Below are 13589 nucleotides of genomic sequence, written 5' to 3'. Positions count from 1 at the left end.
TCGCCCCTCTCGGCGCGACTCCGGAACTGTACGGGGACCGGCGGCCGCAAAGCAAATCCGCCCCCGCGCCGGGTTGGCGCGGGGGCGGAAGGGGACGCGGGGCGTCCGGAAGGTCAGTGGACCTCGGTGATCTCGGGGCCGCGCGAGAACGGGTCGATCGAGCCCCCGCTGTACGGGGAGTCGCCCTCGGTGGGGGCGGCGGCGCCGTCGGCGACCATCTGCGCGTCCTCGGGGAGCTTGAGGACGATCGGGTCGCGGGGGGCCATCGGCGCCTCGCCGCGGACCACGACGGTCTGACGGAAGACCTCTTCGAGCAGACCGGCCATCTCGGGCTGGACGGCGGCCTGACCGGAGATCACGCCGCGGAGGAACCAGCGGGGGCCGTCGCAGCCGACGAACCGGACCAGCTGGACGCCCTGGGCGCCGTCCGGGAGCTGGACGGGGACCTGGGCCCGGAGGTGCCAGCCGAGCGGGCCCTCCTCCTCCTCGACGGCGCCGCCCTGGCTGGTGATGCCGCCGGCGATCTCCTCGCGGACCTCGCCCCAGATGCCCTCGGACTTGGGGGCGGCGAAGGCCTGGAGCTGGATGGCGCTGTTGCCGAGGACCAGAGTGGCGGCGACGATCGCGTCTCCTGCGACCTCGACCCGCAGTTCCATGCCCTCGACGCCGGGGACCAGCAGGCCCCCGAGGTCGACCCGGCCCTCTTCGGGCTTCTCCAGCTCGGAGACGTCCCACGGCCCGTCCGGGCGCGGGGCCGGCGGCAGGCCGACCCGCTCGGCCGGGTCCAGTTCGGTGTCGTTCTCGCTCTCGACGGAACCCTCGACGTCATCGGCCGTCTCGTCGGCGCTGATGGCGTCCTCGGCGAGCTGCTCGACAGCGTCCTCGCTCTTGCGACGACGGAACACGGTCACTGTCCTTCCCGGTCCAAGACCGAATCCAAGACCGAACGCGAATATCTGCTACCTGCTACCCATCGGACCGGCCGAAAACCGCTGCAACTGCACCGTCTCCACCCGCTCGTCGTGCTGCCCGGCTGAGCCGAGGCCGCGGCGCATGCTAGACCGCGGCGTGACCGCCGGTCGAGCCGAACCCGCCTTCGGCGCGGACCGAACCCGGGAGTTCACCCACCTCGTGGAAGCGGGCCTTCTCGACCTGCTGGATGACCAGCTGGGCGATCCGGTCCCCTCGCTTGAAGCTGACCGGCTCTCGGGGGTCCAGGTTGACGACGATCACCTTGATCTCACCACGGTACCCGGCATCGACCGTCCCCGGGGCGTTCACCAGTGCAACTCCGCAGCGCGCGGCCAGTCCGGAGCGGGGGTGGACGAACGCCGCGTAGCCGTCCGGTAGCGCGATGGAGATGCCGGTGGGGAGCAGGGCCCGCTCCCCCGGCTTCAGCTCCGCGTCGACGGTGGTGCGCAGGTCCGCCCCGGCGTCGCCGGGGTGCTCGTAGGCGGGGAGCGGGATCTCCGGGTCGAGGCGGCGGATCAGGATGTCGACGGGCGGGCGGACGGGGTCGGTCACGGGTTCACCTCGAAGGCTCGGGCACGCTTGATCTGGTCCGGGTCGTCCAGGATCTTCTGCACGTCCTCAGGACGACCGTGCGTGGTGAAGTGTTCCAGCTTCACCTGGATGAAAAGTGCCTGAGCCCGGATGGCGACCGGTCCTTCGGGGCCGCCGATGCGCCCCTCGGCGGCGCTGTAGACCTTGCGGCCGTGGACGCCCGTCACCCGCGCGTGGATGTGGAGTTCGGAGTCGACGGGGACGGGGCGGACGAAGTCGGTCTCCAGGCGGCCGGTGACGGCGGGGGCGCCGAGCAGCCAGTTGAGCGTTCCGAGGGTCTCGTCCATGGCGCTGACCAGGACGCCGCCGTGGGCCAGGCCGGGGCCGCCCTGGTGGGCCGGCTTGACGGTGAACTGGGCGGTGACGTCGAGGTGTTCGCCGGCCACGGCGGTGAGCTGGAGGCCCTGGGGATGGTGCGGACCGCAGCCGAAGCACTCGTCGTAGTGGGAGCCGATGACGGTGCCGGGCGCGGGGGCCAGCGGGGAGCGCTCGGGCAGCTCGGCGTCCGCGGGCGGTGTGGTGGGGGTGGCGATGGGTCCGTTCACAGCGGCGACCCTACCTGCCGGTAGCTTGCCGGGACAGGATCGGCAGCGGGGCCCCGGGGGCCGGGGGCGGTGGGGGGCGTGCCCACAATGGGGGCATGTACGAGGAACGTCTCACCGTCCCGCGGTCCTGGTGGCTGCTGTCCGTGGCGCTCGGGCTCTCGCTCGGGCTGATCCTGCTCCGGTTCAGCGGGGTGGCCGCCCTGGTCGGGCTGGTCGTCGGGGTGGCCGCGGGGGCGGCCGCGCTGAGCAGCTACGGCTCGGCGCGGATCCGGGTGGTGCAGGGGTCGCTGGTGGCGGGGCCGGCCCGGATCCCGGTGAGCGCGCTGGGGGCGGCCGAGGTGCTGAACCCGAAGGAGGCGGTGGCCTGGCGCTCGGTGAAGGCCGATCCGCGGGCCTTCATGCTGCTGCGCAGCTACGTGCCGACGGCGCTGAAGGTCGAGGTGACCGATCCGGCCGACCCGACGCCGTACCTGTACCTGTCGACCCGCTCCCCGCAGCGGCTGGCGGACGCGCTGGACGAGGCGGCCGGGGGCCGCGGGCGCTGACGGGTACGGGCTGAAAGGTTCATCGGCGCGAAGATGCCGAAAGGGACGGTCCCACCGGTCGGTGGGGCCGTCCCTTTCGGTCTGTCTGCGAGCACTGCGGGTGCAGGCGCGCGTTTCGCGCACTGCCGGGTGCGACCGCTCGGGGCGGTCGCTGCTACTGCCTCCGGCCTTGCTGCTCAAGGCCGGCCGGGGCGGCATACCGGGCCGGCGGAGGGGTCTCGCCCGCCCGGGCCTCTGCCGCTCCGTTTCAGGCTCCGCAGTCCCGGCAGATCGGCTGGCCGTTCTTCTCGCTGTAGAGCTGGCTCCGGTGGTGGACCAGGAAGCAGCTCATGCAGGTGAACTCGTCCGCCTGTCGGGGCAGGACGCGGACCGAGAGTTCCTCGTTGGAGAGGTCGGCGCCGGGGAGCTCCAGGCCTTCGTTGGCGTCGTACTCGTCGACGTCGACGGAACCGGAAGCCTTCTCGTTCCGGCGGGCCTTCAGTTCCTCGATGCTGTCCTCGTTGAGGTCGTCATCGGTCTTGCGTGGGGTGTCGTAGTCCGTTGCCATAGTTTTCGCTCTCCCCCTTTGGGTGTGTGCGGTATCTCCAGCGCACGTAACGCCTGGGGGGCCGGTCTTGTGCCCGACCCGAGGCCGAGATTGTGCCTTACTTCAAGCCCCGTTACTCAATCGACACCCAGTGGGGGGCCCGTCGGGGTGATCGAACGGGGTCCGAACGCGATCCACCGTACGGGTGAACCGGCTCGGACCGCAGGTTGTCGACTGCTACCGTCCGTGATCGTTTGGGGGCATCCGAGGCCGCAACTGGGCGGCGGAGTCCGGTTCTTGACGGCCAATCCGCTCCCGTCGGATCGAACGGGACGGTGACCGAGTGCTACCGGCGCACCCGAACGGGTGATCACCCGGCCGGGTCGCCCGAACGGACCTCCCGGGCCGGTGTGAGCTTCGTCACATTGGACGCGACAGCGGGCGTTTCTTGCGAAAAAGGGCCTTTCGACCCGGGCTCGCTCGGCCGGATTGTCCGCATACCGAGCGGAACGTCCGGCCGGGCCGGGAGGGCGTCCGGAGCGGTCGGCTCCGGACGGCGCGTGGGCAGTGGGAAGGCGGGCGGCGCGGATCAGGCGCGGGCGGCGGCCGCGGCGGCGCGGCGGGCCAGCAGGGCGGCCTGGCGCTCGTCGAAGCGGGTGGCCTGGGTGTCCAGGCCGTCCAGGAAGGCCCCCAGCTCCTGCTGGGCCTGCTGGCCGACCGGGCCGAGCCCGGAGACCTCCATGACCTTCAGGTGGCGCAGCACGGGCTGCAGGACGTCGTCGTGGTGGATGCGCAGGTTGTAGATCCCACCGATGGCGATCTGGGCCGCGGAGCGCTCGAAGCCGGGCATGCCGTGGCCGGGCATCCGGAAGTTGATCACCACGTCGGCGATGGCCCGCATGGCCTCGTCGGGGGCGAGTTCCAGGGCGGCCTTCAGCAGGTTCCGGTAGAAGACCATGTGCAGGTTCTCGTCGTTGGCGATCTTGGCCAGCAGCTGGTCGCAGAGCGGGTCGCCGGAGTGGTGGCCGGTGTTGCGGTGGGCGATCCGGGTGGCCAGCTCCTGGAAGGCGACGTAGGCGACGGACTGCAACATGCTGTGCGCGTTGTCCGACTCGAAGCCCTCGGACATGTGCGCCATCCGGGCCCGCTCCAGCTCGACCGGGTCGACGGCGCGGGTGGCCAGCAGGTAGTCGCGGATCGCTATGCCGTGCCGGCCCTCCTCGGCGGTCCAGCGGTGCACCCAGGTGCCCCAGGCGCCCTCGCGGCCGAACATGCTGGCGATCTCGTGGTGGTAGCTGGGGAGGTTGTCCTCGGTCAGCAGGTTGACCACCAGCGAGATCCGGCCCAGGTGGGTCACCTTGGACTGCTCGATCGACCACGCCTCGCCGCCCAGCACGCCGTCGAAGTCCCGCCCCTGGCTCCACGGCACGAACTCGTGCGGCATCCACTCCTTGGCCACCTTCAGGTGGCGGTTGAGCTCGGTCTCCACGACCTCTTCGAGCGCGAGGATCAGCCTGGCGTCGGTCCAGGCGGTCGTGGCGGTGCGCTGCACGGGGGCGATGGTCACGGCGGTAGCTCCTGGCGGATGGGACGGGCGGACCTACGGCTGCGTAGGTTACGTAACCGTAAGTTCTTCCGGCCGCAAATGACAAGCCGCCCCTGTCCAGCGCTTATGTCGTTCTGACACGGCTGGGCAGGGGCGGTCGGGAGGAGTCGAGCGGGGCCCGACGGCGTGTACGGGTCACCGCCGGGCCGTGGGCGTGCGGAGGGCTACGGGATCCGGACCTGCACCCGCAGGCCGCCTCCGGGGCGGGCAGTGGCCTCGATGGTGCCTCCGTGGGCGCGCACCACGGAGCGGACGATGGACAGGCCGAGCCCGACGCCCTTGTCGCTGCGGGTCCGGTCGGTGCTCCTGAGGCGGCGGAACGGTTCGAAGATGTGCTCCAGCTCGTAGCCGGGGACCACCGGGCCGGTGTTGCTCACCACCAGCTCGCCGCCCCCGCCGCGGACCGCGGAGCTGGTGATCTCCACCCAGCCGCCGGGGCTGTTGTAGCGCACGCCGTTCTGCAGCAGGTTGAGCGCGATCCGCTCCAGCAGCACGCCGTTGCCGTGCGCGGGCGCGGGCGCCAGCTCGGCGCGCAGCTCCACCTCGCGGTTGCCGGCCTCCGGGCGGGTCTGCTCCATCGCGCGCTGGGCGACCTCGGCGAGGTCCACCGGGCGGCGCTCGGTGAGCTCGTTGTCGCTGCGGGCCAGCAGCAGCAGGCCCTCGACCAGCTGCTCGCTGCGCTCGTTGGTGGCCAGCAGGGTCTTGCCCAGCTGCTGCAGGTCGGGCGAGGCCTCCGGGTCGGCGAGCTGCACCTCCAGCAGGGTGCGGTTGATCGCCAGCGGGGTGCGCAGCTCGTGCGAGGCGTTGGCGACGAACCGGCGCTGCGAGTCGAAGGCCCGGTCCAGGCGCTCCAGCATCTCGTCGAAGGTGTCGGCGAGTTCCTTGAGCTCGTCGTCCGGGCCGTCCAGGTCGATCCGGCGGTGCAGGTCGCTGCCGGCCACCTCGCGGGCGGTGCGGGTGATCCGGCCGAGCGGGTGCAGCACCCGGCCGGCCATCGCGTAGCCGACCGCGAAGGCGATCACCGCGAGGCAGACCAGGGCGGTCAGGGCGCGGCGCAGCAGCGTGGACAGCGCCTGGCTGCTGTTGCCGGCCTGCAGCTCGGAGATCGCCCGGTCCAGGGTCTCCTGGTCGCTGATCACCCGGCCGTCGACGTTGATCGTGACGCCCCGGCCGAGGGTCAGGTGCGGCAGCTGGGCCTGGTCGAAGGCCGAGCGGACGAAGTAGTACATCAGCAGCAGCAGGACCACGCCGGCCATCAGGAACATCCCGCCGTAGAGCAGGGTGAGCCGGATCCGGATGGTGGGGCGCAGCGACAGCCAGGCGAAGAGTCCGTCGCCGGGGTGGTAGGTGTCGTCGGCGCGGTCGCGGTCGGGCCTGCGCGGGGGGTGTGCCGGGCGCGGGGGCACCTGGTCTGGGCCCGGGGCGGGCGTGCCGGGGGCCCCGCCGGGGAGTGGCGGGGTGGTCATGGCCGGAAGTCCTCTCAGACGGTGGGTGGTTCGGGGGTGCGGGTCACACCCGGTAGCCGGAGCCCGGGACGGTGACGATCACCGGGGGGTCGCCGAGCTTGCGGCGCAGGGTCATCACGGTGACCCGGACGACGTTGGTGAACGGGTCGGTGTGCTCGTCCCAGGCCTTCTCGAGCAGCTGCTCGGCGGAGACCACGGCGCCGCCGGCCCGCATCAGGACCTCCAGCACGGCGAATTCCTTGGGGGCCAGCTGGACGGGCTTGCCGTCGCGGATGACCTCGCGGCGGCCCGGGTCCAGGCTGATCCCGGCGCGCTCCAGCACGGGGGGCAGCGGGACGGTGGCGCGGCGGCCCAGCGCCCTTACCCGGGCGACGAGTTCGCTGAAAGCGAACGGCTTGGGGAGGTAGTCGTCGGCGCCGATCTCCAGGCCCTCGACCCGGTCGCTGATGTCGCCGGAGGCGGTCAGCATGATCACCCGGGTGGCCAGGCCCTGTTCGACGATCCGGCGGCACACGTCGTCGCCGTGGACGAGCGGAAGGTCCCGGTCGAGCACCACCACGTCGTAGTCGTTCACCGCGATCCGCTGCAGCGCGGCCTCCCCGTCGTAGACGACGTCGACCGCCATGGCCTCCCGGCGCAGACCGGTGGCGACGGCCTCGGCGAGCAGCTGCTCGTCCTCGACGACGAGAACCCGCACGGTGGTTGTCCCTTCTGCTGGAGCGGCCCTGGCCGTTCTGCCCGTGCGGGCCGAGGTGCGCCGGGCGCGGATCCGGGCAGACGGGCAGACGGATCCGACGGTGTCTCCATCCTGCCTGGTCGCGCGGTAAAGCAGTCGTAAGTCCGGTGTGGCGGTACTGAAAACGGAGGCGGCGCTTGCCGATTGGACTGTGACGCGGGCAACTTTTCCGTGTCGGGGAGGTTTCCGGGGGCCTCGGGTGGGGAGGACCAGGGACACACCGCGGTGCCCTCCTGTCGGAGCATTGCGGCCACCACCCGCCGAGTGCCCCATCCGCACCGGCCAGGGATCGAAAGCCACCGGGTCGCGGCTCGAGCGCCGCACGAGTGCCCGACCGGAACCTGCACCCGGTCACGGGCGCTCGGCCGGGGTTTATCGGTTCCCGCCGGGGGTCGCTCGGACCGTGCCCGTCCGACACAGCAAAGGGGGCCCGTATGGACGCCTTCACCACCGGAATCCTTCAGCGGATCAAGAACGCCGAGCAGGATCTGAACCGCGCGATCGAGTCCGGGGACGAGTTCCTGGCCGAGGTCGAGCAGTCCGAGCTGGAGGACCTCCAGCGCCTCGCCACCGAACACGGCGTGGACCCGGTCCTCGGCACCCACCGCTCCGCCGCCTGATTCCCCTTCCCCGCACCGGCGAGCCCTGGCACGGATCCTCGTGCCGGGGCTTTTCGCTGTCCGCGGGCCGGTCGGGGGCTCAGTCGTGCCAGGCGCCGAGCTCCTCCAGCCGGGCCTGCAGCGGCTCGAACACGCCGGGCGGGGCGGCGACGGTCAGCTCGCCGTCCGCGGGCAGGCCGGGGCGGGAGCCGGTGAGAGCGCCGGCCTCGCGGGCGATCAGCAGGCCGGCGGCCCGGTCCCAGGGGGCGAGGCCGCGCTCGAAGTAGCCGTCGAACCGACCGGCGGCCAGGTCGCACAGGTCGACGGCGGCCGCGCCGGCCCGCCGGATGTCCCGTACCTCGCCCATCAGCGCGTGCAGCACCTCGGCCTGGTGCACCCGCCGCTCGCGCAGGTAGCCGAAGCCGGTCGCCACCAGCGCCTGCCCCCAGGCCGGGGCCGGGCGGACGGCGATCCGCCGGCCGTCCAGGTACGCGCCGCCGCCGCGCACCGCCTGGAACAGCTCGCCCCGGGCGGGCACGCAGACCACGCCGACGACCGCCTCGCCGTCCAGCTCGGCGGCCACGCTGACGGCCCAGGAGGGAAGCCCGTAAAGGTAGTTGACGGTGCCGTCGAGCGGGTCGACCACCCAGCGCACCCCGCTGGTGCCGGGCCGGTCGGCGCCCTCCTCGCCGAGGTAGCCGTCGTCCGGGCGGCGGGCCGAGATCAGCTCCAGCACCAGCTTCTCGGAGGCCAGGTCCATCTCGGTCACCACGTCCACCGGGCTGCTCTTGGTGGCGGCCACCCCGAGGTCCGCGGGCCGGCCGTCGCGCAGCAGCTCACCGGCCCGGGTGGCGGCCTCGACGGCGGTGGCGAGCAGGTCCTGCAGCAGGTCGTCGGTCACGGGTCTCGATCCTCCGGGTCTCAGGCTTCGGCGGCGGCGGGGCGCGGGGCGCGCGGGTTGGGGCAGCAGGCGGTGGCGCACACGTCGTGGCTGGGCCCGGACGTGCCGAGGGCGCACCGGGACACCGGCTCGCCGCGCCCGGCGGCCGCCCGTTCCAGGACCAGCTCGCGGACGGCGGCGGCGAACCGCGGGTCGGCGCCGACGGTGGCGGCCCTGGCGACCGGCAGGCCGAGCTCGGCGGCCTTCGCCACCGCCTCGGTGTCCAGGTCGTACTTGACCTCCATGTGGTCGGAGACGAAGCCGATCGGCACCATCACCACCGCCTCCGCGCCGTCCGCGCGCTGGGCCTCCAGGTGATCGCAGATGTCCGGTTCCAGCCACGGGATGTGCGGGGCGCCGGACCGGCTCTGGTACACCAGCTCCCAGGGCCGGTCGGCGACGCCGGTCCGCTCGGCGACCGCGGCGGCGATCAGCCCGGCCACCTCCAGGTGCTGCGCGACGTACGCGCCGCCCGGGGTGCCGCGGGCCGGGTCGTCGGGGGCCCCCGAGGTCTCCGCCATCGCGGTGGGGATGGAGTGGGTGGTGAACGCCAGGCGGGCGTGGTCCCGCACCTCGTCCGGGAGTTCGGCCAGGGCGGCGAGGGTGGCGTCGATCATCGGCCGGATGAACCCGGGGTGGTTGTAGAAGTGCCGCAGCTTGTCGACGGTCAGCTCGGGCCGGCCCTCCGCGGCCAGCTGGGCGAGCGCGTCGGCCAGGTTCTCCCGGTACTGGCGGCAGCCCGAGTATCCGGCGTAGGCGCTGGTGGCCAGCACCAGCACCCGGCGGTGACCCTCGTCGGCCATCTCCCGCAGGGTGTCCACCAGGTACGGGGCCCAGTTCCGGTTGCCCCAGTGGACCGGCAGGTCGAGGCCGTGGTCGGCGAAGTCCTTGCGCAGCGCGGCCAGCAGCTCGCGGTTCTGCTCGTTGATCGGGCTGACCCCGCCGAACAGGAAGTAGTGCTTGCCGACCTCGGCCAGCCGTTCCTTGGGGATGCCGCGTCCCCTGGTCACGTTCTCCAGGAAGGGCACCACGTCCTCGGGGCCCTCCGGCCCGCCGAAGGACAGCAGCAGCAACGCGTCGTACGGCGCGGGGTCGGTGGTGGCAGTGCGCGTCTCGGGCATGGCTCCGATCCTGCCACCCGTGGCGGTCCGGCCGGTGCACGGCCTGCGGTCCGGCCGGTGTCCGGTTCGGTCGACCCGCCCGGGTTGCCCGGGTTGACTCGGATTGACCGGGTTGACCGGGTCATCCCGGGTGCGGACGATCGATCATGGTTCGTAAGCTGTGTAAGCGATAGTTGTGCATTACCCCCACCCGACGGAGCCACCCCGTGCTGTCCAGCTACCGCCAGATATTCGCCGCCCCCGGCTCTCTGGCCTTCTCCTCCTCCGGGCTGATCGCCCGGCTGCCGATCTCGATGACCGGGATCGGCATCGTCACGATGCTCTCCCAGATGAAGGGCACCTTCTGGCTCGGCAGCGCGCTCTCCGCCACGCTGGCCGTCTCGGCCGCCGTGCTCGGGCCGTGGATCTCCCGGCTGGTCGACCGGCACGGCCAGCGCCGGGTCGCCCTGCCCGCCACCCTGGTCACCGTGCTGGCCGCGGCCGGCCTGCTGCTCGGCGCCCGGGCCGGCGCGCCGGACTGGACGCTGTTCGTGCTGGCCGCCGGGATGGGCGCGATGCCCTCCACCGGGTCGATGGTGCGGGCCCGCTGGGCGCACCTGTACCGGGACGAGCCGCCCAAGCTGCACACCGCGTACTCCTTCGAGGCGGTCGCCGACGAGGTCTGCTTCATCGTCGGGCCGATCCTCGCGGTGGCGCTGGCCACCACCGTCTTCCCGGAGTCCGGGGTGCTCGCCGCCGGGCTGTTCCTGGTGGTCGGCATCCTGCTGTTCACCGCGCAGCGGCGCACCGAGCCCCCGGTCCATCCGGCGGCCAGGCACGCCGGGGGCTCGGTGATCGGCAACAGGGGGCTGCAGATCCTGGTGCTGACCCTGGTCGCCACCGGCGGCGTGTTCGGCTCGGTCGAGGTGGTCACCGTCGCGTTCGCCAAGGCGCAGGGCCACACCGGCGCGTCCGGTCCGGTGCTGGCCGTGTACGCCCTCGGGTCCTGCCTGGCCGGCGCGGTGTTCGGCACCCTGAAGCTGACCGGGTCGATGGCCCGCCGCTTCCTGATCGGCGTCTCGGTGATGGCCGCCGGGATGGTCCCGCTGATCCTGGCCGCGAAGCTGCTGCACGGCGGCGCGGCGCTGGTCGGCGCCGGCGTGGCGCTGTTCCTCTCCGGCCTGGCCATCTCGCCGACCCTGATCACCGCCATGGCCCTGGTCGAGCGCCTGGTCCCGGCGGCCCAGCTCACCGAGGGCATGACCTGGACCACCACCGGCATGGCGCTCGGCGTCGCGGTCGGCTCCTCGGCGGCCGGCCTGGTGGTCGACGCGAGCGGCGCGGCGAACGGCTACTGGGTCCCGGTCGCCGCCGCGACCGCGGGCGCCCTCGCCGGGTACCTCGGCCTCCCCCGGCTGCGGCACCAACTGGCCGTCGCCGAACGGACACCCGCACCGGAGCCGGTCGGCTCGTAGGCCGCCGATCCGCTGCCCGTTGGGCATGGACCTGTGGGTTCGTTCTGACTACGCTCCCCGTACCCACCGGTAGAACCGGAAGGTAGGCGCGCGCGAGCGGGAGGCTCTGGAGATGACCGAGGTCTGGCGGAACTGGGCGGGGAACCAGAGCGCGCGTCCCGCGCAGGTGGTGGCGCCGGGGTCGGTCGAGGAACTGGCGGCGGTGGTCCGGGACGCCGGGGAGGCCGGGCGGACGGTGAAGGCGGTCGGCTCGGGGCACTCGTTCACCGCGATCGCGGCCGCCGGGGACGCGGTCATGGTGCGTCCGGACAACCTGACCGCAGTGCGGGAGGTGGACCGGGAGGCGGGCACCGTCACCGTCGAGTCGGGCCTGCCGCTGAGCCGGCTGAACCGGCTGCTGGCGGCGGCCGACCTGTCCCTGACCAACATGGGCGACATCGAGGTGCAGACGGTGGCGGGCGCCACCAGCACCGGCACGCACGGCACCGGCCGGGACTCCGGGTCGCTGGCGGCGCAGATCGAGGCGGTGGAGATCGTCCTCGCCGACGGCTCGGTGCAGACCTGCTCGGCGACCGAGAACCCGGAGCTGTTCCAGGGCGCGCGCCTCGGCCTGGGCGCGCTCGGCGTGGTGAGCGCGCTGACCTTCGCGGTGGAGCCGATGTTCCTGCTGACGGCGCACGAGAAGCCGATGGACTTCGAGGAGGTGCTCCGCGACTTCGACGACCTGACGGCCGTCAACGAGCACTTCGAGTTCTACTGGTTCCCGCACACCGACCGTTGCTCCACCAAGCGGAACAACCGCAGCCAGGGCCCGGCCGAGCCGCTGCCGAAGTTCAAGGCCTGGCTGGACGACGACTTCCTCTCCAACACCGTCTGGGAGGGCGCCTGTCAGGTCGGCCGGGCGTTCCCGGCGGCGATCCCGACGATCGCCCAGCTCGCCAGCAGGGCCTGGTCGGAGCGCCGGTTCACCGACCAGCCCTACAAGGTGTACACCAGCCCGCGCAAGGTGCGGTTCATCGAGATGGAGTACGCGGTGCCGCGCGAGGCGGCCACCACCGTGCTGCGCGAGCTGAAGGCGCTGGTGGAGCGTTCGGACTGGCGGATCAGCTTCCCGGTGGAGGTGCGGGTGGCCCCGGCGGACGACCTGTGGCTGTCCACCGCGAGCGGCCGGGACAGCGTGTACATCGCCGTCCACCTGTACCGGGGCACCCGCGAGACGGGCTACTTCACCGAGGTGGAGAAGCTGATGACGGCCCATCAGGGCCGTCCGCACTGGGGCAAGCTGCACACCCGGGACGCCGAGTACCTGTCCTCGGTGTACCCGCACTTCGGCGACTTCACGGCGCTGCGCGACAAGGTCGACCCGGAGCGCCGGTTCGCCAACGACTACCTGCGCCGGGTGCTGGGCGCCTGACCCGCCGTCAGCCGGCGCTCGCCGACCGGCCGGGCAGCGCGTCCTGCGCGGCCGGGTCGCCGGTCGCCGCGGCGGAGGGCGTGCCGCCGCCCGGCGTCGGCTCCGGGGAGGCGGACGGCTCGGGCGTGCCCTCCGGCGACGGCTTGCCCTCCGGCGACGGTGTGGCGGAGGCCGAGGACGACGGCGACGGCGACGGCGAGGTGGAGCTCGACGGCGGGTCGGACGGCCCGTGGCCCGGCGTCCCGGCCGGGGCCTGCGGCTGCCGGTCGCCGGACGGCCGGGACGGGTTGAACGAGGTGCCGTCGCCGTCCTGACCGGTGGTGATGTCGTGCAGCGGCTTCCCGGCGGCGAGTTCCACCACGACGATCGGCGCCATCGCCAACGCGAACACCAGGGCCGCGGCCGCCGTGCGGGACTTCCAGGTCCAGCGGCGTTTCGCCCGCAGTACCCGCGGCGCGTTCCAGTCCTGGCTGATTCCGTTCGGCGGGGCGGGCCTGGGGTGCGTCGGCGGAGTCGATTCGGGGCCGCGTTCCACCGCGCTGCGCAGTTGTTCCCCGGTCCGTTTGAACAGGTGCTGGAAGAGCGCGCTTCCGATGGTCGCCCCCACCGAGACGACGGCCGCACCGAGTATCGTTCCGTACACTCCGAGTTCCGAGGCGAGGACTGCTCCGGCCACCGCCGCGAGAGCGCTCGCCGCCACCTGAGCGACCGTCAGATCAAGCCGTCTGCGTTCCCGCTTCTCCGCCGCCTCCGCCGCTCCGTGCGCGAACTGCTCCCTCTGCTGCGGCATCACTGTCCCTCGGTCGGCGTGTCGGAATTTCGAACAAGTCTCTCCATCTTGCCCAAAGAAGGACACAAGGGTCGAAAATCCGGTTGCTGCCGGTCGAGATATGTGAAGATGATCACCGTCCGCTGATCGACGCCCGGTCAATGGGGTGCCGACTCTTGAGATTCCGATGATTCGCGGGAGACTTGAGCGGCGAGCCGCCCCGCTGGATGCCACGAATGGAGTACTGTTCGTGGAGCCTGAGCCTTCGGTCCCACTGTCGACGACCCGTCAGACGGCGGCCCGGG

The 13589-nt window shown here is 72.5% G+C and carries 14 protein-coding genes; 4 read left to right on the top strand and 10 right to left on the bottom strand.

The genetic code is table 11. From position 1 onward, the window contains the following. Window positions 1–113 precede the first annotated feature (113 nt). The 3 genes from BX266_RS24650 to BX266_RS24640 form a co-directional block, all read right to left on the bottom strand. The gene (locus tag BX266_RS24650; RefSeq protein ID WP_099908275.1) at window positions 114–905 is read right to left on the bottom strand and encodes a DUF3710 domain-containing protein; all 792 of its coding nucleotides are present in this window, start codon (window positions 903–905) and stop codon (window positions 114–116) included. 151 nt (window positions 906–1056) lie between these two features. Beyond that, window positions 1057–1524 (bottom strand): dUTP diphosphatase, encoded by a 468-nt coding sequence (dut, locus tag BX266_RS24645; RefSeq protein WP_099903193.1) that lies wholly within the window; start codon window positions 1522–1524, stop codon window positions 1057–1059. Further along, on the bottom strand, window positions 1521–2108 hold the full coding sequence (locus tag BX266_RS24640; protein WP_259464835.1) for a PaaI family thioesterase: 588 nt from the start codon (window positions 2106–2108) through the stop codon (window positions 1521–1523). The genes dut and BX266_RS24640 overlap by 4 nt, the downstream gene beginning before the upstream one ends. Window positions 2109–2203: 95 nt before the next feature. Here BX266_RS24640 and BX266_RS24635 point away from each other — a divergent pair, with 95 nt between their 5' ends. Further along, a complete protein-coding gene (locus BX266_RS24635; protein WP_099903191.1) occupies window positions 2204–2653 on the top strand; it encodes a DUF3093 domain-containing protein in 450 nt (149 codons plus the stop codon). Window positions 2654–2900: 247 nt separating this feature from the next. Here BX266_RS24635 and BX266_RS24630 read toward each other — a convergent pair whose 3' ends face one another. From BX266_RS24630 to BX266_RS24615, 4 genes are all read right to left on the bottom strand, one after another. Continuing rightward, window positions 2901–3200 carry a DUF4193 domain-containing protein gene (locus BX266_RS24630; protein ID WP_043909894.1) on the bottom strand — a complete coding sequence of 100 codons (300 nt, stop codon included), beginning with the start codon at window positions 3198–3200 and terminating at the stop codon, window positions 2901–2903. A 568-nt stretch (window positions 3201–3768) separates the two neighbouring features. Then, window positions 3769–4746, bottom strand: a complete 978-nt coding sequence (locus BX266_RS24625; protein ID WP_099903189.1) for an acyl-ACP desaturase — start codon at window positions 4744–4746, stop codon at window positions 3769–3771. Window positions 4747–4949: 203 nt separating this feature from the next. Continuing rightward, window positions 4950–6251: a HAMP domain-containing sensor histidine kinase gene (locus BX266_RS24620; RefSeq protein WP_099903187.1), complete on the bottom strand. Its 1302-nt coding sequence runs from the start codon at window positions 6249–6251 to the stop codon at window positions 4950–4952. A 43-nt stretch (window positions 6252–6294) separates the two neighbouring features. Then, window positions 6295–6948 (bottom strand): response regulator transcription factor, encoded by a 654-nt coding sequence (locus tag BX266_RS24615; RefSeq protein ID WP_099903185.1) that lies wholly within the window; start codon window positions 6946–6948, stop codon window positions 6295–6297. A 473-nt stretch (window positions 6949–7421) separates the two neighbouring features. Here BX266_RS24615 and BX266_RS24610 point away from each other — a divergent pair, with 473 nt between their 5' ends. Continuing rightward, complete coding sequence (locus BX266_RS24610; protein ID WP_099903183.1) at window positions 7422–7607, top strand: hypothetical protein; 186 nt, start codon at window positions 7422–7424, stop codon at window positions 7605–7607. A gap of 79 nt (window positions 7608–7686) precedes the next feature. Here BX266_RS24610 and BX266_RS24605 read toward each other — a convergent pair whose 3' ends face one another. Next, window positions 7687–8487 carry an inositol monophosphatase family protein gene (locus BX266_RS24605; RefSeq protein ID WP_099903181.1) on the bottom strand — a complete coding sequence of 267 codons (801 nt, stop codon included), beginning with the start codon at window positions 8485–8487 and terminating at the stop codon, window positions 7687–7689. A gap of 20 nt (window positions 8488–8507) precedes the next feature. Next, on the bottom strand, window positions 8508–9647 hold the full coding sequence (locus tag BX266_RS24600; RefSeq protein ID WP_099903179.1) for a ferrochelatase: 1140 nt from the start codon (window positions 9645–9647) through the stop codon (window positions 8508–8510). A gap of 206 nt (window positions 9648–9853) precedes the next feature. Between BX266_RS24600 and BX266_RS24595 the strand changes: the two genes are divergently transcribed. Together BX266_RS24595 and BX266_RS24590 are read left to right on the top strand one after the other, a co-directional pair. Then, window positions 9854–11101, top strand: coding sequence for an MFS transporter (locus BX266_RS24595; protein ID WP_099903177.1), 1248 nt, complete (start codon window positions 9854–9856; stop codon window positions 11099–11101). Window positions 11102–11213: 112 nt separating this feature from the next. Continuing rightward, window positions 11214–12515 (top strand): D-arabinono-1,4-lactone oxidase, encoded by a 1302-nt coding sequence (locus tag BX266_RS24590; RefSeq protein ID WP_099903175.1) that lies wholly within the window; start codon window positions 11214–11216, stop codon window positions 12513–12515. Between the two features lie 7 nt (window positions 12516–12522). On the opposite strand, the gene BX266_RS24585 is transcribed toward BX266_RS24590, so the two are convergent. Then, window positions 12523–13305, bottom strand: coding sequence for a hypothetical protein (locus BX266_RS24585; protein ID WP_143686987.1), 783 nt, complete (start codon window positions 13303–13305; stop codon window positions 12523–12525). Window positions 13306–13589 lie beyond the last annotated feature (284 nt).

The organism is Streptomyces sp. TLI_171 (genome assembly GCF_003610255.1).
Classification (GTDB): Bacteria; Actinomycetota; Actinomycetes; order Streptomycetales; family Streptomycetaceae; genus Kitasatospora.
Note: the sequence above shows the minus strand (reverse complement) of the source record. Positions and strands in the feature narration are given on the sequence as shown.